Source organism: Burkholderia sp. AU33423 (assembly GCF_002223135.1).
In the GTDB taxonomy this organism is placed as follows: Bacteria; Pseudomonadota; Gammaproteobacteria; order Burkholderiales; family Burkholderiaceae; genus Burkholderia; species Burkholderia lata_D.
Genome location: NZ_NKFH01000004.1, coordinates 789,983 through 811,648, shown reverse-complemented (window position 1 = coordinate 811,648; position 21,666 = coordinate 789,983). Strand labels below are relative to the sequence as shown.

Sequence of the window (21,666 nt, the reverse complement as noted above, 5' to 3'; positions counted from 1 at the left end):
CGGTTTGGCCGATTTGCCCCGCCCGGCAGGATTCCCGTCGCTCCGGTATGATCGGCAGCCTCGACGGCGCCCTGCCCGCCTGCGCACCCGACGCGTGCGCCGCGCGCTGCGCCGCCCCACTTCCGTTCGCGCAGCCATGTCCACCGCCTCCACCGACCGTCCGGCCGACGCCGCCTCGCCCCACTATTCGCGCAGCCTGCTGTTGCTGCTCGCGACGATCGCGGGTGTGTCCGTCGCGAACATCTACTACAACCAGCCGCTGCTCGACAGCTTCCGCTCGGCGTTTCCCGACGGCGCTTCGTGGATCGGCGCGGTGCCGACCGCGACGCAGCTCGGCTATGCGGCCGGCATGTTCCTGCTCGCGCCGCTCGGCGACCGCTTCGACCGACGCGGGCTGATCCTGATGCAGATCGCGGGCCTGTCGATCGCGCTGATCGTCGCGGCCACCGCGCCGTCGCTGGCCGTGCTCGCCGTCGCGAGCCTCGCGATCGGCGTACTCGCGACCATCGCGCAGCAGGCCGTGCCGTTCGCCGCCGAGATCGCGCCGCCCGCCGAACGCGGGCATGCGGTCGGCACCGTGATGAGCGGCCTGCTGCTCGGCATCCTGCTCGCGCGGACGGCCGCCGGCTTCGTCGCCGAGTATTTCGGCTGGCGCGCGGTGTTCGCCGCGTCGGTCGCGGCGCTCGTCGCGCTCGCCGCCGTGATCGTGCTGCGGCTGCCGCGCAGCTCGCCGACGTCGACGCTGTCGTACGGCAAGCTGCTCGGTTCGATGTGGCATCTGGCGGTCGAACTGCGCGGGTTGCGCGAGGCATCGCTGACGGGTGCCGCGCTGTTCGCGGCATTCAGCGCGTTCTGGCCGGTGCTGACGCTGCTGCTCGCCGGCGCACCGTTCCATCTCGGCCCGCAGGCAGCCGGCCTGTTCGGGATCGTCGGGGCAGCGGGTGCGCTCGCGGCACCGTACGCGGGCCGCTTCGCGGACAAGCGCGGCCCGCGCGCGATCATCTCGCTCGCGATCGCGCTGCTCGCGCTGTCGTTCGTGATCTTCGCGCTGTCGGGTTCGAGCCTCGTCGGGCTCGTGATCGGCGTGATCGTGCTGGACGTCGGCGTGCAGGCCGCGCAGATCTCGAACCAGTCGCGCATCTATGCGCTGAAGCCCGAGGCGCGCAGCCGCGTCAACACGGTGTACATGGTGTGCTATTTCATCGGCGGCGCACTCGGCTCGTCGGCCGGCGTCGCCGCATGGCACGCGTTCGGCTGGATCGGCATGTGCACGACCGGGCTGGTGTTCACCGCGCTCGGGGGCTGGTTCCACCATCGCGGCGGCCGGCGCGACTGAGCGCGACCGGCCACGGCCGCGTCACGCGTCGGCGCGGGGTGCGGCCGGTTCGGCGGCCGGTGGCGGAGCAAACGCCGGTGCCGGTTCAGCGATGGGCGGCGTGGTGAACGCCGGTGCCGGATCAATGACCGCGGCAGGATCCATCACGGCAGCCGGCGTCGGCACGGCCAGCGCAACGGCGGAAGGCGCCAGGATCGGCGCCGCATCCGGCACCGTGATCTGTTCGGGTACTGATGAAGCCTCTACCGTCGACTCGGCTGCCGCGGCCGCCGAACTGACAGCCGCCGCGCGCGCCGCGGGCCGGCGCGCCGGGTCGAACACGAACGACAGCCCGACGCTGCCGAGGATCGCGACGGTCGCGACCACGGTCGCCATCGTCACCGGTTCGCCAAGCAGCAGCGCACCGAGCGCGACCGCGACGATCGGGTTCACGTACATGCAACTGCTCGCAATGATCGGGCTCGTATGGCGGATCAGGTAGCCGTACGCGACGTACGCGGCCATCGTGCAGAACACCATCAGGTACAGGAACGCGAACACCGGCCCCACCATCAGGTGCTCGACGCGCTCGCCGACCAGCCACGCGACGAGCGTCGAGATCATGCCGCCGAGACCGATCTGCAGCGACGTGGACAGAAACAGGTCGGACGGCAGCTTGAGCCGCGTCGCGAGATGCGCGCCCCCCGCCCAGAACAGGGCGCCGGCGAGCACGCAGATCGTGCCGAGCGCCGAATTGTGCGCGGCCGCGCCGCCCGAGTTCAGCACGACGATGCCGACCATCCCGAGCGCAACGGCCGACCACTCGCCTTTCGTGACGGGCCGCCCGGCAACCGCGGCGATCACGGTCGCGAACAGCGGCACCGTGGCCACCATCACCGCGGCCGAGCCGCTGCTGACCAGACTGATCCCGAGCGCGATCGTGCCGGACGACAGCGCGACGAGCATCGTGCCGACGATCCCCGCATTGCGGATCTCGAGCAGCGTCGGCCATTCGGGCTTGCGCCGCAGCGCGAAGATGAACAGGCCGATCCCGCCGAGCAGGTTGCGCAGCCCCGACAGCAGCAGCGGCGGGAACGACTGCAGCGCGAAATGCAGGCCGCTGTAGGTCGAACCCCAGACGAAATAGATGAAGACGAGCGCCAGCGCGACGCGGCCGCCGCGGCTTTGCGGCAGGCGGATCCGGAACGAGAAGCGGGCGAAGAAGTCGAGGAGACGGTCGAGCGGCGTCATTGCGCAGCCTGCCCGCACGTCACGCCGCGTGCTCCGCTGAAAGACGCCGGCGATGCCGGCAAACGGCCCTGGCGGGACCGGGAAGGCAGAGCGAACGTGCGGAACGACATGGCAGTGCGAACGGCGACGAAAGAGAACCGGCAAGCGGCGGCAGAGGGACAAAAAAAACGCGCGCAACCGTTTCGGCTGCGCACGCTCGGCATTATGGCATCAAGGATTCGAAAGCATCGTCGGACCAGTCTGAAAGGATCGCGAATGATGTTTCCGCGCGACATTTCCCGGCCGGCGGGCGGGTGAAATCGGGGGCCCGATACGCGACACGCATGCGTTGCCGGGTGTCAATCCGACCCGCCATCCACGCCCATCCGTCGCGGTCGAGTCAGCCATCGACCAAACGGCCAGTCCTGCGCGCCAGCCAGCGCTTCCCCCTTATCGTGACGGTCAACTCACGCGCGTCCTGCCCTGCGCGGCCCTCTTTCGAAACCCACACCACCCATACAATATTTTGTATAATTCGACCATTCTTCCGCCGAAGCCGGTTGTTTTCGTCGGCAGCGCGCTGGACGATCTTCGCGGCTTTCCGTTGTCCGCGCGACGCGAAGCCGGCCACCAGATCGACCAGGTACAACGCGGGTTCGCGCCCGACGACTGGAAGCCGATGCGTACCGTCGGCATCGGCGTGCGGGAAATTCGCCTGCGCGATGCGAGCGGCGCGTTCCGGATCATTTACGTCGCGACATTCGCCGACGCCGTCTACGTGCTGCACTGCTTCCGGAAGCAATCGGCGCGCACCACCAGGGCCGATATCGAACTGGCCGCCCGGCGCTATCGCGCGCTGACGATGGAGAGGAAACGATGACCAACGACCGTTATTCGAGCGTCTGGGACGCAATCGAGGGCCAGCCGGCCGAAGCCGAGAACATGAAGCTGCGATCCGAGCTGATGATCGCGCTCAAGCAGCGCATCGCACAGCTCGAGCTCAGTCAGGCCCAGGCCGCGAAACAACTGGGTGTCACGCAGCCGCGCGTCTCCGACCTGATGCGCGGCAAGATCAACCTGTTCGGGCTCGACGCGCTCGTGAACATGGCGGCGGCCGTCGGCCTGCGCGTCGACCTCCAGGTGCGCGAATCCGCGTGACGCGTCACGTGCGATGCCGCGCTGCCCGACGCATCGCGGCCCGCGCATGCGCCGCGACCGCATGCCGCGCACCGCTCACGATCCGCCGAACCAGTTGTACCCCTGGTCGACCCAGTAGCCGCCCGGAAACGTATCGGTCACGAAGATCTCCATGATGTGCTTCGGATTCTTGTAGCCGAGCTTGGTCGGCATCCGCAGCTTCATCGGGAAGCCGAATTCCGGCGGCAACCGATGGCCGTCGTAGTCGAACGCGAGCAGCGTCTGCGGATGCAGCGCGGTCGGCATGTCGATGCTCTCGTAGTAATCGTCCGCGCACTTGAAGCCGACGTACTTCGCCCGCGTATCGGCGCCGGCGCGAGCGAGAAACGCGCCGAACGGCGTACCGCCCCAGCGGCCGATCGCGCTCCACCCTTCCACGCAGATATGCCGCGTGATCTGTTCCTCGTGCGGCAACGCATACAGTTCGTCGAGCGTCCACACGCGCTTGCCCGTCACGCGGCCGGACAGCACGAGCCGATACGTCGACGCGTCGACGTGCGGCACCTCGTCGATCCCGTAGTACGCGTTGAACGGGAACGGTCGCGTGATGTCGGCTTCGGTGTAGGTCGGCGCGAGCCGCTCGCCGCTGAACAGCCAGGCCTGCACGCGGTCGTTCATGCGCGACACCGTCTCGAGGAACGTGTTGACCGACGCGTCGTCCTTCAGCGTGCAGCCGGTCAGCATCGTCAGGCCGCCGAGCGTCAGCACGCGCCGGTTGAACAGACGCCGCGACGGCATCTCGAGCTCGCGGCGCACGTCGAGTTCGAGCGACTTCCGGTCGAGCGTCCAGCGCGAACCGTCGCGCTTGTATTCGGATTCCGACATGATGATTTCCTTCACCCGAAGTTGACGGGTCAGCGCCCGCGCAGCATCGCGAGCAGCGAGCGAGGCACCAGCAGCGCCATCGCGACATGAACGACAATGAATGCGACGAGCAGCGACATCGCCCAGAAGTGCACGACACGCGCGTTGTCGTAGCCGCCGAACAGTTCGCGCAGCAGCGGGAATTGCACGGATTTCCAGATCGTGAGCCCCGACAGCACCAGCACGACGAGATCGACGATCGCGGTCAGGTAGGCGGCACGCTGCACCGCGTTGTAGACGCTCAGGTCGGCGTGCGACAGCCGCCCGCCCAGCGCGGCACGGACGTCGCGCCAGATCGACGCCGGCGTGACGGGCAGCATCTTGCGCGCGAGGCGCCCCGTCGCGATCGACATCGTCAGGTAGAACAGCCCGTTGAAGACGAGCAGCCACATCGCCGCGAAATGCCATTGCAGCGCGCCGCCGAGCCAGCCGCCGATCGTGATCCCGTGCGGGAACGTGAACGGCGGATAGATCGGCGACGCGTCGTAGATGCGCCAGCCGGACAGCACCATCAGGATCGCCGCGAGCGCGTTGAGCCAGTGGCTCGCGCGCACCCACAGCGGATGGATGGGGCGCGCGGGCGGCGTGGCGACCGCGCGCCCGGTGGCGGGAACGGTTTGCATGATGAAGACTCCCGGTATGAGTCAACGGGACGGGACGAGATGCGCGCGGCCGCCGTGCGACGCACGCGCCGGCCGCGCCGCGTCCGCTTCCGTCAGTTCGACGGCGCCATCTTGTCGCCCGACGGCTTGCCCATCTCGTCGTGCGACATCTCGTCCTTCTTCATCGCGCCTTTCTTCATTGCATGCTTCTTCATGCCGTCCTTCTTCATCGCGTCGTGGCCCATTGCATCCTTGGCCATCGCGTCGTGGCCCATCGCATCCTTCGACATCGACGAACCCGGCTGCGAAGTCGCGTCGTTCTGCGCATACGCGCCCGTGGCGATCGTGGCGAATGCGGCGACGCAAGCGGCAATCAGTACTTTTTTCATGACATCTCTCCAAAACAACATGGGTTTAAGGAGCCGAATAGACGGACGACGTCGCGGGAAATGACAGCCGCTGCGAAAATTTTTTTTGAGGTTGCGCGAAAGCGCGTCATGCTGCACCGCTTTGCCGTGGCCGGCCAAGCCGGGAGGCCATGCGGCGGCGACGCGCGCTGCCATTTCGACGGGCCATCGCACCGCCCGCCATGCTGCGGCCGCACCGGGGCAGCCGATCCTCTCCCGGTTGAAACCGCCGCCAAGCCAGTGTATCGTGTGCGCTGCTAACGCGGGGGTCCTGCAATGCGCCCGGTCAAACAACCGGCATTGCGGGTGAGAAATACCCTTTGAACCTGATCTGGATAATGCCAGCGCAGGGAAGCGTACGGATTTCGCCGCCATCCTTCTGACGAAATCCGCCGCCTCACCAAGCCTCGTCTCCTGCTTAGCTCGAGCCCCACATACGTCAAGGGCTCCGGGCAAGCGCCGAAGCGCCTGTCCGGCGCTCACACAGGAGATTGCATGAACGCCAATCCGAAGTTTCTGTCCGCCGACGCTCATGTCGACGCCGCGGCCGTCGCCCCGCTGCCGAATTCCCGCAAGGTTTATGTCACCGGCTCCCAGCCCGACATCCGCGTGCCGATGCGTGAAATCACGCAGGCCGACACGCCGACCGGCTTCGGCGGCGAAAAGAATCCGCCGATCTACGTGTACGACACGTCGGGCCCCTACACCGATCCGGACGCGAAGATCGACATCCGTGCGGGCCTGGCCCCGCTGCGCCAGGGCTGGATCGAGGCGCGCGGCGACACTGAAGTGCTCGACGGCCTGTCGAGCCAGTACGGCCTCGAGCGCGCGGCCGACCCGGCCACCGCCGACCTGCGGTTCCCGGGCCTGCACCGCAACCCGCGCCGCGCCCAGGCCGGCAAGAACGTCACGCAGATGCACTACGCGCGTCAGGGCATCATCACGCCGGAAATGGAATACATCGCGATCCGCGAGAACCAGCGCCGCGCCGAGTACCTCGAGAGCCTGAAAGCGAGCGGCCCGAACGGCGCGAAGCTCGCCGCGATGATGGGCCGCCAGCACCCGGGCCAGGCGTTCGGCGCAGCAGCCTTCGGCGCGAACGCGCCGGCCGAGATCACGCCGGAATTCGTGCGCTCGGAAGTGGCGTGCGGCCGCGCGATCATCCCCGCGAACATCAACCACCCGGAATCCGAGCCGATGATCATCGGCCGCAACTTCCTCGTGAAGATCAACGCGAACATCGGCAACTCGGCCGTCACGTCGTCGATCGGCGAGGAAGTCGACAAGATGACGTGGGCGATCCGCTGGGGCGGCGACACGGTGATGGACCTGTCGACCGGCAAGCACATCCACGAAACGCGCGAGTGGATCATCCGCAACAGCCCGGTGCCGATCGGCACGGTGCCGATCTACCAGGCGCTGGAAAAGGTCAACGGCAAGGCCGAGGATCTCACCTGGGAAATCTTCCGCGACACGCTGATCGAACAGGCCGAGCAAGGCGTCGACTACTTCACGATCCATGCGGGCGTGCGCCTGCAGTACGTGCCGCTCACCGCGAACCGGATGACCGGCATCGTGTCGCGCGGCGGCTCGATCATGGCGAAGTGGTGCCTCGCGCACCACAAGGAAAGCTTCCTGTACGAACACTTCGAAGAGATCTGCGAGATCATGAAGGCGTACGACGTGAGCTTCTCGCTCGGCGACGGCCTGCGCCCCGGCTCGATCTACGACGCGAACGACGAAGCGCAGCTCGGCGAGCTGAAGACGCTCGGCGAGCTCACGCAGATCGCGTGGAAGCACGACGTGCAGGTGATGATCGAAGGCCCCGGCCACGTGCCGATGCAGCTGATCAAGGAGAACATGGATCTCCAGCTCGACTGGTGCAAGGAAGCGCCGTTCTACACGCTCGGGCCGCTGACCACCGACATCGCACCGGGCTACGACCACATCACGTCCGGCATCGGCGCCGCGATGATCGGCTGGTTCGGCACCGCGATGCTCTGCTACGTGACGCCGAAGGAGCACCTGGGCCTGCCGAACAAGGACGACGTGAAGGAAGGCATCATCACGTACAAGCTCGCCGCGCACGCCGCCGATCTCGCGAAGGGCCACCCGGGCGCGCAGGTGCGCGACAACGCACTGTCGAAGGCGCGCTTCGAGTTCCGCTGGGAAGACCAGTTCAACATCGGCCTCGATCCGGACAAGGCGCGCGAATTCCATGACGAAACACTGCCGAAGGATTCCGCCAAGGTCGCGCACTTCTGCTCGATGTGCGGCCCGCACTTCTGCTCGATGAAGATCACGCAGGACGTGCGCGAGTTCGCGGCGCAGCAGGGTGTGTCGGAAACCGAAGCGCTGAAAAAGGGGATGGAAGTGAAGGCGGTCGAGTTCGTCAAGACCGGCGCCGAAATCTATCACCGTCAGTAAGCGAATACGCGCTCCGGCGCTCCCCGCCGGATCGCCTCGCCAGGCACGAAGCCCGCTTTCGAGCGGGCTTTTTTGCGCATGCGGCGTGCCTGCCGGCCCATGCGAAACAATTGATTACGAAACCGCGCGAGCCTTAACAAGTCCTTACAGCAGCAGCGCGGGACGGCGCGTAGATTGGGGACATGCGCGGCCGCCAGCCGGTCGTGCGCCTTCCGTTCACTACCACAAGGACAACGATCATGAATTCGATTCGGCGTTTTGGGGTATACGCGCTCCTCGTCGCGACAGTAGCCAGCCTGTCGGCCTGCGATTCGATGTCGCGACGCCAGCGTGATACGGCAATCGGTGCGGGTGTCGGCGGCGTCGCCGGCGCGGCGATCGGCGGTAACGCGCTGTCGACGCTGGGCGGCGCGGCGGCTGGCGGCATCATCGGTAACCAGGTCGGCAAGTAAGCAGTCCGACATCGGCCGGCGGGGCGTCGTCGCCCCGCCGCAGGCCGCGCGGTTCAACGGCGTTTCCGCGGTGCGGAAGCGCCGTTTTCGTCTGTCGCGCCGCAACAGGCGCGGCCGCTCCACCCGGAAATGATCGGTTACCGTTTCTCATACCGTGTCATCGGTACTCGGCCTAAGCTTCAGGCATCTGCCGATAGCCGGCTCCGCCGGAGACACATCATGAACAGGACCTTCGTCGCCGCGGCACTTGCCTGCACGACGCTTGCCGGCTGCTATTACCCATACGGGTACTATCCGGGCGGCTATTACACGGCGGCGCCGGTGCCGGTACAGCCCGCGCCCGTATATGTCGATCCGGCCCCCGCCTACTACTATCCGGCGCCGGCCTATGCGCCCGCATGGGGCGGTTATTGGGGCCCGGCGCTGTCGCTCAATTTCGGCTTCGGCGGACGCGGCGGCTGGCGCCATCACTGATCTGATCGGCCGCGCCGCGCGTGGCGGGGCGTCCGCCGCCCAGCGGCAAACCGGCGAAATTGCCGTTTCTTGTCGTTTCATCCGATCATGAAACGACGGGGCGGTAACGCGGTGTAAGATTCCCCGCATCCCGTCCCCGCCCTCGCCGATCGATGTCACCCAAGAACGCTTTCCTGCTGACCGTGCTCGCCGCCCTGTGGGGCGCGTCCTTCCTGTTCATCCGAGTCGGCGTGGTCGATTTCGGCGTCGCGCCGCTGATGGCGTTGCGGGTGGGCATCGGCGCGCTGTTTCTCGCCGGCTTCGCGCTGACGCGCTTCAAACCCGCCGATCTCGGCGCCCGGCTGCGCCGTCATGCGTGGCCGTTGTTCGTCGTCGGCGCACTGAACTCGGGCATTCCGTTCTGCCTGTTCGCGTTCGCCGAACTGACGTTGTCGGCCGGCCTGACGTCGGTGATCAACGCGACGACGCCGCTCTGGGGCGCGCTCGTGGCCTACCTGTGGCTGAAGGACAAGCTGTCGCTGCCGCGCGCGCTCGGCCTCGTGATCGGTTTCGCCGGCGTGCTCACGCTCGTGTGGAACCAGATCGCGAATGCGCACGGCGAAACGGGCGCCGCCGCGACCGCCCTCGCCGCCGTCGCGGCGCTCGGTGCGACGCTGCTGTACGGCATCGCGGCCAACTACACGAAACGCAAGTTGACCGGCGTCGATCCGCTCGTCAACGCGACCGGCAGCATGATCGGCTCGACCCTCCTGCTGCTGCCGTTCGCGATCGCCACCTGGCCGGCCGCGCCGGTCAGCGCGCACGCGTGGGGCTCGGTGCTCGCCCTGGGCGTCGCCTGCACGGGCATCGCGTATTTCATCTTCTTCCACCTGATCGCGCACATCGGCCCGGCGCGAGCGATTACCGTGACGTTCGTGATCCCCGTGTTCGGCCTGCTGTGGGGCGCGCTGTTCCTCGGCGAACACGTGTCGGCCGTGATGATCGAAGGCTGCGCGATCGTGCTCGTCGGCACCGCGCTCGCGACCGGCGTGATCAAGCGGATTCCCGGGATCCGGCCGCGCAGCGGCGAAGCGACCTGACGATTCATTCAGGTGCACGCGCCGCCATCGTTCCGGCCGTGATGCCTGACGACCGGACGCCGACCGTTCATCGCCGCGCCGCGGAGGGTGCGGCAGCGCGACCGGCATTCCTCTGACGGCGACCTTCGCTCGCCTTTTGCCGGCCGCCAGGATTTCCCGCCTCGCATGCCATGCCATGCCATGCCATGCCACCGGATTGTCATGTGCGGCGGCGACGCCCGACGCTACGCGGCGGTCATGCGCGGCGCGCATGCGAGCGGCGCCGGCCGCAGTTGCATTCCCGCGTGCGTCTGGAGTTTCCCTGATACGCGAGCGGCCGCGTTCCCGTTACACTCCGAACACTTACCCGCAGAAGGCGGTCTCGATGTCCCACGTCCTTTCGCGTCCGCCGGCGCGTACGACTGCTTCAGCGTGGCGGCGCGCTGCCGTTCCGCCGCGCACTCCCGGGCACCGGTGACATGAAGCCCGCCCGCGACCTCTCGCTCGACTCCCTGCTCGAAAGCCTCACGCCGACGCCCGGCGGCTGGGTCGCCACCTATCGCACCACGACGTTGCGCAGCGTGTTCCAGCCCGTGCTGTCGATCACGCACAAGCGGGTCGTCGGTTACGAAGCGCTGCTGCGCGTCGTCGATTCGAACGGCGCACTGATCTCGCCCACCGCGCTGTTCGACAAGACGCGCGCCGACGCCGACGCGCTGCTGCTCGACCGGCTCGCGCGCTGCCTGCATACGGCCAACTTCGTCGCGCAGGGCATCGGCGACGGCTGGCTGTTCCTGAACGTCACGCCGCGCGTGCTCGACTCGGGCCTCGTGCAGCGCGAATTCGTCGAGGCGCTTTGCCGGCATTTCTCGCTGCCGCCGAACCGCATCGTGCTGGAAGTCATCGAACAGCCGGCACGCGACGAAGCCGCGCTCGCCCGCACGATCGACATGATCCAGCATCGCGACTTCCTGATCGCGATCGACGACTTCGGCACGGGATTCTCGAACTTCGACCGCGTGTGGCGCGCGCGACCCGATATCGTCAAGCTCGATCGCTCGCTTGTCGTACGCTCGACCGGTTCGGCCGACGATCGCCGCATCATGCATCACCTCGTGTCGATGCTGCATCAGGCCGGCGCGATGGTGCTCGCCGAGGGGGTCGAGAGCGACGACTCGCTGCAGGCGCTGATGGAAGCCGATATCGATTTCGTGCAGGGTTTTCAGTTCGGCCAGCCCGATGCATCGATCGCACATGCCAGCGCGGCAGCACCCGCGATGCTCGACGCCGCGTGGCAGCGCTTCATCGCGCGCCGGCATGCGCCGGTCGTCGCCGAGCAGCCGGGCTTCGACGCGATCGAGCGGCTCGTGCTGTCCGGCGCGGCGGCGTTTTCCGCAAGCGGCAACCTGCAGGACGCCGCGCAGCGCGTGTTCGCGGTGCCGGCCGCGCGCCGCGTGTTCGTCACCGACGAAACCGGCGAGCAGTTCCTGCCGTCGATCGGCGCGCGCGCCGACGACGGCCAGGCGGGCTTCACCCGCCTCTCGCCACTCTTCCCGGAAACCCACAGCAACTGGTCGCGGCGCCCGTATTTCCAGCGCGCGATCGCCGCGCCCGGACGCGTCGCGCTGATGGGCCCGCACTTCTCGTTGACGGAAGGCCGCGACTGCTACACAGCCGCCGTCGCGATCCGCGCGCAGAGCCGGCTGGTCGTGTTCTGCGTCGACTTCGTGCTCGACAGCGCCGGGACCGTGATGCGCTAGCCGGCACGACGGTGGGCAAACGACGCGCGCGCCAGTCGTTCACCCCTCATCGATTCGTCAGTCGATCACCTTCCCTCTCCCCGACTTCACCACGCTGCGGCGCGACTTGTGCTCGAGCCGCCGCTCCTTCGACGCACGCGTCGGCCGCGTGGCGACCCGCGCACGCGGCGTGAATGCCACGCCGCTGATCAACGCATCGAGTCGCGCCAGCGCGGCTTCGCGGTTCTTTTCCTGGGTGCGATATTCCTGCGACTTGATCACGACGATGCCGTCGCGCGTGATGCGCTGGTCGGACAGGGCGAGGAGCCGCTCCTTGATGACGGGCGGCAACGACGACGCGCGGATATCGAAGCGCAGGTGGATCGCGCTCGATACCTTGTTCACGTTCTGGCCGCCCGCGCCCTGCGCGCGCACGGCCGTCCATTCGACTTCGGCCGGATCGAGCGTATAGCGGATCATCATCGCGAAGCCTCCCCGCGGCGCCGTGCCAGCGCCTCGTCGACGCGTGCCGCGAGCCCCGAATCGCGTTGCGTACGCGTCGCGACCGCCTGCGCCAGCACGCGCCGCGGCCCGATCACCTGCACACGTGTGCGGGCACGCGTGACGGCCGTATAGACGAGTTCACGCGTGAGCACGCGGCCGAACGACGCCGGCAGCACGAGCGCGGCTTCGTCGAATTCCGAGCCCTGCGATTTGTGGACCGTCAGCGCGAACGCGGTTTCGTGCGGCGGCAGCGCGGCCGGCGATACCGCGCGCGCGGTGCCGTCCGCACGCCTGAACCACACGCGCAGCACACCGTGCGCGTCGGGCAGCGCAATGCCGATATCGCCGTTGAACAGCCCGAGCGCATAGTCGTTGCGCGTCACCATGATCGGCCGCCCCGTGAACCAGTGCGCGCCGACCGCCAGCGGCACCCGCGCCGCGTGGCGCACGTGCGCGGCCACGAGCGCATTGACGTGCTCCGCACCGCGCAAGCCGCTGCGAGTTGCGCACAGGATCCGGAACCGGTTGAGCGCGTCGAACAGCGGCAGCGGATCGGGCACCGGCGCGGCCAGCGTGTCGCACAACGCGTCGAGGTAAGCACCGAAGCGCCGCGCGAGCCGCTCGACCGTCGACGACGCGAGCGACTCGCCCGCATCGTCGTGGAATGATGCGGCAGCCGAATCGTCGGCGGGCAGCGCGTCGAGCGCGGCCTGCACGTCGCCGCTGCGGATCGCGAGCGACAGCCGCCCGATCGGCGAATCGAGACCGAAGCGGTAATTGCGTTCGAGCCAGACCACGCAGTCGGCGAGCGGTGCGGGTGCGGGCGTGGCTGGCGCGGCGGCCGTTTCGTCCGGCAATATCGAAGTGATCGACGCAAGCGCCGCGTCTCCCGCGTCGAACGGCGGCAGCTCGACGGCGTCGAGCCACGCAAGTTCGTCGACCTCGATCCACGCAGGGGCGTCGCCTGTCGCGCCAGCCTCACCAGGCTCACCGGTTTCGGTCAGCACCGGACCTGCGGCCGGCGGCGGCGCGACGCTGGTCGTCGAAACTTCGTGATCCTGCGGTTCGTCGTCGAAGAGCGATGCCTGTCGCTCATCGACTTTCCGTCGCGACGCCGGTTTGCGCGTAGCGGCCGCGGCAGGCGCCGGCGGCCGGACCGCGGCGGAAACCGGATCTGCAGCCGGAATCGCTGCGGTCGCGGCTTCATCCTGCACCGGCAGCGCCGCAACGAATGCCGCCTCGTCGATGCCGAGCGCCTGCGCGATGCGCGTGCGCGCCGCGGCGGTAAACGCCGGCCGCGCGCTCAACTCTGCGAACACGGCGCCCGCCTCGACCGCGGCCAGTTGGTCCTTGTCACCGAGCAGCACGAGCCGCGCACCCGGCGCGAGCGCATCGAGCAGATGCGCGGCGAGCGCGACGTCGATCATCGACGCCTCGTCGACGACGATCAGGTCGTACGGCAGCGGATTGTCGCGATGATGCCGGAAGCCGGCCGCCCCGCCGCCGCCCAGCAACCGGTGCAGCGTGAACGACGTCTCCGGCAGGCGCGCCGCGAGTTCGGGCGGCAGGTCGCCGGCCCGTGCGTGCAGCGCTTCCTGCATCCGCTGCGCGGCCTTGCCGGTCGGCGCGGCCAGCGCGACGCGCAGCCCCGGATGCGCGTCGAGCAGACAGGCCAGCACGCCGACGACGGTCGTCGTCTTGCCCGTGCCCGGGCCGCCGCTGACGATCGTCACGCGGCCCGTCAGCGCGACGATCGCCGCGACGCGCTGCCAGTCGACTTCGCCGGTTGCCGGCCCGAAGTAACGCGCGAGGCTGTCGCGCAACCGGTCGGGCGCGAGACCGTCGTCCGGCGCGGCCACGCCGGCCTGCGCGACGAGCGCATCGGCAAGCCGCCGTTCGTAGTCGAAATAGCGCGACAGGTACAGGTGGTCGTGGCGGTCGACGATCAGCGGCCGCTCGTCGCCGCGTGCGAGCGTGCCGAACGCGACCACGCCGCTCGCGGCAAGCGCCGAGCGGACTTCGTCGAGCGGTGCTTCGTAGCGCTGCGCGAGCGCGCCGAGCGCGACGCACACGTGGCCGCCCGCGGTCGCACGACTCGTCGCGAACGCGGCACGCGCCGCCCACCGCGCGGCCGCGGCCGGTGCGCCGGCACGGCGGGAAAGGTCGCCGATGCGACGCGCGAAACCTTCCGCGAGTGCGATACCGAAATCGGCGGGTTCGGGCAGGCGCGCGACGAGGCCGCCGGTAAATTCGAGCGTGTCGTCGTGCGCGTTCATGCGCGGCCCCCGTCCATCATCCGGTCGAGTGCGTCGACGAGCGCGCGCTCGGGCCGCCGCGCATGCACGCCGGCCGGTTTGCCGTCGCTGCGCCAGCCGGGCCGTACACCACGCACGAACAGGTACAGGTAGCCCGCGACATGCGTGTCGTAGTCATAGTCGGGCAGCCGCCCGCGCAGGTAGCGGTGCAGTGCGACCGTATAGAGCAGCGCCTGCAGGTGATACGCGTGATCGGCCATCGCGACGTCGAGCGCGCGCGGGCCATAGGCGTCCGGCGTCGTGCCGAGATGGTTCGACTTCCAGTCGACGATCCAGAAGCGGCCGTCGTGTTCGACGATCATGTCGATGAAACCCTTGATGAAACCGGCGAGCAAGCCCGCCTCCAGTGCAACGTCCGGGTAGCCGTGCGCGACCAGCAGGCGGCGCAGCGCCATCAGGTCGAGCGCGGGCGCCGGGAACAGGAAACCCATTTCGTCGAGCCGCTTCGCGGGATCGAGATCGGCGAGCCGCATGCCCGGCACGAGCTCGGTGCGCACGACATCGTCGACCAGCTGCACCATCATTGCCGGCAGGCGCGCGGCCAGCTCGGGCACGGCCTCGACCGGCCGGTCGTGCAGCGCGCCGAGCGCGGCCCTGGGCCACGACTCGGGCTCGGTGAAGCGGCTGAGTTCGAACAGGCGGTGCAGGCACTCGCCGGCCGCCGCGCCGCGCGGGAACACGAGGATATCGTCGTCCGGTGGCTCGGGCGCGACCATATCGGCCAATAGCCACTCGCCGTCCGGCACCACCGCGGCAAGCGCATCGTGATCGGGCCGCAGCTCGTCGTCGGGCACGGCCGCGACACCCACCTCCTCGCGCGCCATCGACGCGGTCAGCGAACTGAAGCTGGCCATCCGCCACGCATCGTGCAGCACACGTGTCGCATGGCGCGCCGCGAGCGTCTGCGACGCGTCGTGCCCGGCCGCGAGACGCTCGGGGCGCACGGGCGCCGGCAGCGGCGCGACGCTCACGGGGCCCCCCGCGAGCGCCTGCCACGCCGCATCGAGCGCGGCTTCGTCGGGCGGCTCGTCGAGCCATGCATCGAACGACTGGCCTGCGCCCGCGACGAGCCAGTTGAGCACGCTACGCCGTGATTCTCGCGTCGAGCGCGACGACAGGTACGGCCCGGCGACAACATAGCAGCGATAGACCGCGCGCGTGAGCGCCACGTAGACGAGCCGCGCGCGTTCCGCCGCCTGCTCGCGCAGCGCCTGCCGCGCCGCATGCTCGGCTGCCTCGTCGTCGCAGCCGTAATGCAGCACGGCGTCGCCCGCATCGTCGTGATACTCGCGCGCATCGGGCAACGCGGACGCGGGCGGCTCGCGCAACCCGCCGTCGTTCAGGAACGGACAGAACACGATCGCGTATTCGAGGCCTTTCGACTTGTGCACGGTGACGATCTGCACGAGGTTGCGATCGGATTCGAGCCGCAGCTGCGCTTCCTCGCCGCCGCCGTCGAGCCGTTGCGCGGCGAGCCAGCGCAGCGTCGGCGCGATGCCCGGCTGCGCGGACGCGCGCGCCTGCGTCAGTTCGGCCAGATGATTGATGTCGGTCACGCGGCGTTCGCCGTCCGCGCCGGCCATCAGTCGCTCGGCAATCCGCAGCTCCCGCGTGAACGTGCGCCACATCACCGCGAAGCCGCGCTCGCGCCACAACAGCCGATACCGCGAAAAGCGCTCGACCCAGCTCATCGCGTCGGCGCTGTCCGCCGCCGATGCTTCCCGTTGCGCATCGCCGTCGCCCTGCTCCATCCGCCACAGCGCACCGGCATCGAGGCCGAACCAGTCGGATGCGAGCGCCGCGCGCAAGCGCCGCAGGTCGCCCGGTGCATCGATCGCCGCCAGCACGCGTTCGAGCTGCTCGGCGTCATTAGTCGAGAACACCGAAGCCTGCGCCAGTTCGACGCTGCCGATGCCCCACGTCGACAGCACGCGCTTCACGAGACTGCCCTGCCGGTGCGTCTGCACCAGCACAGCGATGTTGCCCGGCGACAGCGGTGTCTCGCCGAGCCGCACGCGCCCTTCGCGCGCGCCGCGCATCAGCCGCGCGATCTCGGCGGCACAGGCCTGCGCGGCCTGTGCCTGCGCATCACGCTTGAGCAACGTGCCTTCGCCACCGGGCAACGCCCACACCCGGAAGTCGCCGGCCGGGCCCGGATCGGTTGCGTCGACGAACGGCGCGCGCGCGCGCGTGCCGGCACGCACCGCGTAGTAGTCGAGCCCGTCGAGCACGAACGCGCGCGGATTCGACATGAAGAAGCGGTTGCACGCATCGACGATCGCGGGCGTCGACCGCTGGTTGACCGCGAGCGTATAACGCTCGCTCGCCCGTGCGCGCGCGGCAAGATAGGTATGCAGATCGGCCGCGCGGAAGCTGTAGATCGCCTGCTTCGGATCGCCGACCAGAAACAGCGGGCCACCCGGCGCGAAGATCCGGTCGAAGATCGCGAACTGCAGCGGGTCGGTATCCTGGAACTCGTCGATCAGCGCGGCCGGATAGCGCGCGCGCAGCGTCTCGGCGAGCCACGGATGCGCATGCAGTGCGTGGTACAGGTTCGCGAGCAGATCGTCGAACGAGACGACGCGCCGCGTGCGTTTGCGCTCGGCCAACTCACCCGGCGCCATGTCGAGCCATTCGGCGATCAGCGCGAGCCAGCGCGCGCGCTGCGCGGCCTCGGCCGCCGCCACGGCCGCTTCGAGCGCATCGGCCACGTCGAAGAACGCGTGTTCGGGCGTCGCGCCGCCTTTTTTCGTGGCCTTCACGAGCGCGGTGCGCGTGAGCTTCAGCGCGGCCTTCGGCAGCGCAGCCGTCGCGTCGCCCTGCGCGAAATGCGCGGCCCATGCGGCCAGCGCATCGGCAACCGCTTCGGGTTTGTGCGAGCGCTGGTTGAGCGCGGGCTGCGCGGTGCGCAGCAACGCATCGATCGCTTCGCGTTCGGCCGCCCACATCCGCCCGGCCTCGGCGAAGCATTCGGCAGCCGCCGCCTCGGCCGATTCGTCCGGCTCGGTCACGCCGTCCCAGCGCAGCGCGGCAAGCGGCTTCTTCAGCCGGCGCGCGAGCTGTGCATCGAGCGCGGCCGGGCCGGCGCCCGATTCGACGAGCCAGGTCGCGAAGCCCGGCCAGCGCGCGGCTGCCGGCTCGACGCGCGTGCGCCAGAAATCCGCGGCGAGCTCGAAGCGCAGCGACGCGTCGTCGGCCTCCATGTCGAACGCGAACGGCATCGCCGCCGCGAACGGCGCTTCCTGCAACGCGCGCTGACAGAACGCATGGATCGTATGGATCGCGGCCTGGTCGAACGCGCGCAGCGCACGCCGGATCCGCTTCGCGGCCGTTTCGGGATCGAGCGCGCCGTCTTCGCCGAGCGTGGTTTCGAGTAGACGCTCGATGAACGGATCGCCGCCGTCGTCACCGGTGTCGAGCGCATGCGCGAGCTGCGCGAGGCGACCGCGAATCCGCTCGTGCAGCTCGGCGGTCGCCGCTTTCGTGAAGGTCACGACGAGGATTTCATCCGCACCGAGATCCTTCTCCAGCAACAGGCGCACATACAGTGCGCAGATGTTCCAGGTCTTGCCGGTACCGGCCGATGCCTCGATCTGGTTGACACCATCGAGCGGGCACGCGAACACGTCGAGTTCGAGCGCCTGCTGCGGCTGTGACACGGCGCTCATGCGACCTCCTTCAGATGCGCGACGAGCGGATCGAACACGAGCCGCGCGAGCGTGCCGAACGGCTCGTCGAGCGATGCATGCGCGCCGCGCCACGCGATCGCGATGGCGGGATCGTCGGCTTCGCTCACGACCCGCTCGTTGATCCAGACGCTCGCGGCCTTCGCCTCGCCGTCGGACACCCTCGCCCACGCGCTGCGCGGGAAAAACCGCAGCGGCATGCGCCGCCCCGCGCGAAACAGCGCGGCCAGCGGCGCGAGCTGCTCGAGCGGCGCCGCGACGGGCGTCAGCTCGAACGCACCGCCGCTGCCGAACCACAGCGTGCGGCGCGGGCCGTCAGGCTCCACCGCGCAGTAGACGAGATGCGCGAGCCACGCGGACAGGTAGTCGCGCGCACTCGGCCGTGCATAGCGATAGATGATCTGCCCGGCCGGCGTGAGCCGGTTCAGCGTGCCGTGCAGGTCGAACGGCGCGCTCACTGCGTCGCCCGACAGCAGCGCGTCATCGGCGCCGAACAGCGCCTGTTCGGTGTCCGGCCAGGCCGGCACGATGGTGAGCGTGAACGGCCGCCGCTCCATCCCGTCGGCCAGCGCGCGGCGCACGTTCGACGCAAGCTGCGTCATCGAACCGAGCGCCTGGTCGCGCCACACGGCGCCGGTCGCACCGCCCGGCAGTTCGGGGCTCGCGTCCGCGATGCGCAGCGCGTGATCGAGCACGCCGCCCTCGTCCGACTCGATCAGCAGCGGCAGCACGCGCTCGGCGAGCGCATCGCTACCGGCGAAGTCGAGTGCGAACGGCTCGGTGTCGAGCAGTTCGGCCTGCGCGTCGGCAAGCACGATGCCGAGCCGCGCGCGCAGCAGCGCACGTGCGGGATGCCGCCAGAAGCGTTCGAATTCGCTGAATGCGACAGGCTCGACCGGTTCGGCCGGCAGCGGCTGCGCGAAGAACGGCAGCTCGCGCGGCCCGTCGCGCGACGCCTCGGCGGCCAGCAACGTTGCGAGCGTCGCACGCTCGGCGTCGAAGGAAACGAGTTCGCTGCCGGGCTGGAAATAGGCGGCCGCGAACGGTTGCAGCGGATGCTCGACGACGAATGCACGCCGCGCGGCATCGACCGCGTCCGGTGCCGCGTCGGGCCCGGCCGTGACGAGCGCGAGATGGTCGAGCAGTTCGTCGACGAGTGCCGCGGGCGGCAACGGCGCGTTGTCGCGAATGCTGCGGCCGGTGTACGCGATCATCAGCCGGTCGCGCGCGGCGAGCAGCAGGTCGAGAAACAGGTTGCGCTCGTCGTCGCGGCGCTGCCGGTCGCCGAGCTTCGGCAACACGGCCATCAGGTCGAATTCGTCGGCACGCGCGAGGCTCGGCAGCACGCCATCGTCCATCCCGAGCAGGCAGACGACGCGATACGGCAGGCCGCGCAGGCTCGTCAGCGACGAGAACGTGACGCCGCCCCACGGCACGCCGCCGCGCGCCGGATCGTCGAGCGCGGCGGCCAGCCCCGCCCGGACGACGGCCGCCGGCAACGCTTCGTCGGGCGCGCCCTCCGTCATCGCGGCCAGCATCGCGTCGAGCGCGTCGCGCACGCCCGCGAGCGCGTCCGCATACGCGGCGCCCGAATCGAAGAACCGCGCGAGCGTGTCGGCGAACAGCTCGCTCCAGCCTTGCGGCGTATGCGATTCGGCCAGCCGCCGCGCGAAGCCGTCGAGATCGTCGGTGAAGCGTGCGAGCCGGCCGAGCAGTTCGGCCTCGCTGCCGGTGGCCGCCTCGATCGGCAGCCACGCGCCGACCGGCGCCGCGCCTTCCGGCATCGCATAACCGAGAAAGAGCCGCGCGAGCGCATCGGAGAACGTATGGCGCGGCGACGGCACGGCCGCGTCGTCGCTCGCGAGCGGCGACAGCCCGCGCCGCGCGCCGGCGGCCGCGAGCCAGGTCTGCACCGTCTCGAGCGCGGCCGCATCGATACCGTAGCGCGCCGCCACCGCGTCGACGCGCAGCCATTCGACCAGTTCGGGTGCGCCGACCTGCCGCTCCGGCAACGCGAGCCAGTCGAGCAGCACGCGCGCGACCGGGTTCGCCTGCGACGGCGGCAGGCCGGTGATCCGGTAAGGCACACGCGAGCCGCCGGCGCCGGCCGTGCCGAACACGGCGTCGATCAGCGGCCCGGCCGCCGCGAGATCGGCCACCGCGACGAGCACGTCGGACGGTTGCAGGCTCGCGTCGGCGTCGAACCACGCGAGCAGCCGGTCGTGCAGCACCTCGAGCTGGCGCGCGAGGCTGTGGCACACGTGCACTTCGATCCCGCGCTCGGCCGGCGTATCGCCGATTTCGGCCTCCGGCTGCAGTTCGAGGATCGCGTTCTGCACGCGCGCGAGCCACGTCGGCGCGGGATTCTCGACGAAACGCGACGCGTCGCCCGACGCGGCGCTTTCAGTCAGCTCGTGCAGCATGTGCAGCTGCGCCTGGGTCTGCCGGCCCCATTCGGCGAGCAGCGGATGGCCGACTTCCTGGTAATCGAGCCGCCCGGCCGCATCGAGCGCCTCGGCATGCGCGGCGGTCACGATGTCGAACCAGAATTCGCGGCACGGGTTCAGCGCATAGACGCGCACATCGATCCAGCGCGACAGCTCGCGCAGCAAGGCGACGTGCAGCGGCGGCATCGTCGGCAGCGCGAACACGCTGACCGATTCCGGCCAGTCCGCGCGCGCGATGGCGTCGGGATCGAGATGGCGCGCCTCGACGAGGAAACGGTGCGCCGGCGGCGTGCCGCTGTCGCTCAGCTCCGCGAGCAGCGCGCGCCACAGCGCGGCCTGCCAGCGTTCGTCGTCGCGCGCGGCGTCGCTGATCCCGCGCGGCGCGCCGTCGCCCGCGAGCACGGACTCGCCAGCCTGCCATGCGGCCAGCCATTCGGGACGATAAGTCAGGTAATGATCGAGCACGGCCGCGACGCGGTGCGCCAGCTCGTAGCGCATCGCATCGTCGGACGCGGACAGATACGCGGCCAGCCGCGGCGACGCGAGCCACGGCGCACCGTCGTTCGCCTGTGCAAACAGCCGGTAGCAGCGCCACACGAGGCGATCGGGTGCGAACGGCGAACGCGCTGGGACCGCCAGCACGCGGCCGATCTGCGCCCACAGCCATTGGGCGAGATACGTGAACTCGACGTTCGCGCACACGCCGTTGCGCGCGGCGATGTCGAGCTCGAGACGGCGGCGCAGCGCCGCGCTCGGCACGATGACCTGTTGCGACGCCCACGGGCCATTGCGGGCCGGGAACGCGGCCAGATCCTCGAGCAGCGCATCGGCCAGCGTTTCGTGACGGTTCGAATAGAAGAGATGGAGCATGAGGCAGGCGTCGGAACCTCGCGCCGGCCGGGCCGGGCGAACAGGATCACCAAGGATAGCAAATGGGCCGCCGTCGCGA

General features: G+C 69.4%; 16 protein-coding genes and 1 riboswitch. Of the genes, 8 read left to right on the top strand and 8 right to left on the bottom strand.

Annotated elements, in window-relative coordinates; genetic code table 11:
- The first annotated feature begins 136 nt into the window (after nucleotides 1–136).
- Entirely contained in the window at nucleotides 137–1,336 is a 1,200-nt protein-coding gene (locus CFB50_RS06450; protein WP_089445288.1) for an MFS transporter, read from the top strand.
- A 21-nt stretch (nucleotides 1,337–1,357) separates the two neighbouring features.
- On the opposite strand, the gene CFB50_RS06445 is transcribed toward CFB50_RS06450, so the two are convergent.
- Complete coding sequence (locus CFB50_RS06445; protein WP_089445287.1) at nucleotides 1,358–2,566, bottom strand: EamA family transporter; 1,209 nt, start codon at nucleotides 2,564–2,566, stop codon at nucleotides 1,358–1,360.
- A gap of 505 nt (nucleotides 2,567–3,071) precedes the next feature.
- On the opposite strand from CFB50_RS06445, the gene CFB50_RS06435 reads away from it, so the two are divergent.
- Nucleotides 3,072–3,425: a type II toxin-antitoxin system RelE/ParE family toxin gene (locus tag CFB50_RS06435; protein ID WP_089445286.1), complete on the top strand. Its 354-nt coding sequence runs from the start codon at nucleotides 3,072–3,074 to the stop codon at nucleotides 3,423–3,425.
- Complete coding sequence (locus CFB50_RS06430) at nucleotides 3,422–3,703, top strand: helix-turn-helix domain-containing protein (RefSeq protein ID WP_089445285.1); 282 nt, start codon at nucleotides 3,422–3,424, stop codon at nucleotides 3,701–3,703. The genes CFB50_RS06435 and CFB50_RS06430 overlap by 4 nt, the downstream gene beginning before the upstream one ends.
- A 75-nt stretch (nucleotides 3,704–3,778) precedes the next feature.
- Here the strand turns inward: CFB50_RS06430 and CFB50_RS06425 are convergent, their stop codons facing one another.
- From CFB50_RS06425 to CFB50_RS06415, 3 genes are all read right to left on the bottom strand, one after another.
- Nucleotides 3,779–4,567 carry a molybdopterin-dependent oxidoreductase gene (locus CFB50_RS06425; RefSeq protein ID WP_089445284.1) on the bottom strand — a complete coding sequence of 263 codons (789 nt, stop codon included), beginning with the start codon at nucleotides 4,565–4,567 and terminating at the stop codon, nucleotides 3,779–3,781.
- A gap of 29 nt (nucleotides 4,568–4,596) precedes the next feature.
- On the bottom strand, nucleotides 4,597–5,229 hold the full coding sequence (locus tag CFB50_RS06420) for a cytochrome b/b6 domain-containing protein (protein WP_089445283.1): 633 nt from the start codon (nucleotides 5,227–5,229) through the stop codon (nucleotides 4,597–4,599).
- Nucleotides 5,230–5,321: 92 nt separating this feature from the next.
- Complete coding sequence (locus CFB50_RS06415; RefSeq protein WP_089445282.1) at nucleotides 5,322–5,597, bottom strand: pentapeptide MXKDX repeat protein; 276 nt, start codon at nucleotides 5,595–5,597, stop codon at nucleotides 5,322–5,324.
- Between the two features lie 272 nt (nucleotides 5,598–5,869).
- A riboswitch (TPP riboswitch) is annotated at nucleotides 5,870–5,986 on the top strand.
- Between the two features lie 124 nt (nucleotides 5,987–6,110).
- Between CFB50_RS06415 and thiC the strand changes: the two genes are divergently transcribed.
- The 5 genes from thiC to CFB50_RS06390 all read left to right on the top strand — a co-directional run bounded on the left by thiC (nucleotide 6,111) and on the right by CFB50_RS06390 (nucleotide 11,786).
- Nucleotides 6,111–8,042, top strand: coding sequence for a phosphomethylpyrimidine synthase ThiC (gene thiC, locus CFB50_RS06410; protein WP_069247577.1), 1,932 nt, complete (start codon nucleotides 6,111–6,113; stop codon nucleotides 8,040–8,042).
- A 239-nt stretch (nucleotides 8,043–8,281) separates the two neighbouring features.
- On the top strand, nucleotides 8,282–8,494 hold the full coding sequence (locus tag CFB50_RS06405) for a glycine zipper 2TM domain-containing protein (RefSeq protein ID WP_069247576.1): 213 nt from the start codon (nucleotides 8,282–8,284) through the stop codon (nucleotides 8,492–8,494).
- Nucleotides 8,495–8,713: 219 nt separating this feature from the next.
- Nucleotides 8,714–8,968, top strand: a complete 255-nt coding sequence (locus tag CFB50_RS06400) for a hypothetical protein (protein WP_006497666.1) — start codon at nucleotides 8,714–8,716, stop codon at nucleotides 8,966–8,968.
- A 152-nt stretch (nucleotides 8,969–9,120) separates the two neighbouring features.
- Nucleotides 9,121–10,047: a DMT family transporter gene (locus tag CFB50_RS06395; RefSeq protein ID WP_089445281.1), complete on the top strand. Its 927-nt coding sequence runs from the start codon at nucleotides 9,121–9,123 to the stop codon at nucleotides 10,045–10,047.
- Between the two features lie 458 nt (nucleotides 10,048–10,505).
- Nucleotides 10,506–11,786, top strand: a complete 1,281-nt coding sequence (locus CFB50_RS06390; protein ID WP_069247573.1) for a sensor domain-containing phosphodiesterase — start codon at nucleotides 10,506–10,508, stop codon at nucleotides 11,784–11,786.
- Nucleotides 11,787–11,843: 57 nt separating this feature from the next.
- Here CFB50_RS06390 and arfB read toward each other — a convergent pair whose 3' ends face one another.
- Genes arfB through recC form a run of 4 tightly spaced genes read right to left on the bottom strand, consistent with a single transcriptional unit; the run spans nucleotide 11,844 to nucleotide 21,587 of the window.
- Nucleotides 11,844–12,248 (bottom strand): alternative ribosome rescue aminoacyl-tRNA hydrolase ArfB, encoded by a 405-nt coding sequence (gene arfB / locus CFB50_RS06385; RefSeq protein ID WP_039352282.1) that lies wholly within the window; start codon nucleotides 12,246–12,248, stop codon nucleotides 11,844–11,846.
- Nucleotides 12,245–14,545 (bottom strand): AAA family ATPase, encoded by a 2,301-nt coding sequence (locus CFB50_RS06380; protein WP_089445280.1) that lies wholly within the window; start codon nucleotides 14,543–14,545, stop codon nucleotides 12,245–12,247. Before CFB50_RS06380 ends, arfB begins: the two co-directional genes overlap by 4 nt.
- A complete protein-coding gene (gene recB / locus CFB50_RS06375; protein WP_089445279.1) occupies nucleotides 14,542–18,252 on the bottom strand; it encodes an exodeoxyribonuclease V subunit beta in 3,711 nt (1,236 codons plus the stop codon). Before recB ends, CFB50_RS06380 begins: the two co-directional genes overlap by 4 nt.
- The gene (gene recC / locus CFB50_RS06370) at nucleotides 18,249–21,587 is read right to left on the bottom strand and encodes an exodeoxyribonuclease V subunit gamma (RefSeq protein ID WP_089445278.1); all 3,339 of its coding nucleotides are present in this window, start codon (nucleotides 21,585–21,587) and stop codon (nucleotides 18,249–18,251) included. Before recC ends, recB begins: the two co-directional genes overlap by 4 nt.
- Nucleotides 21,588–21,666 lie beyond the last annotated feature (79 nt).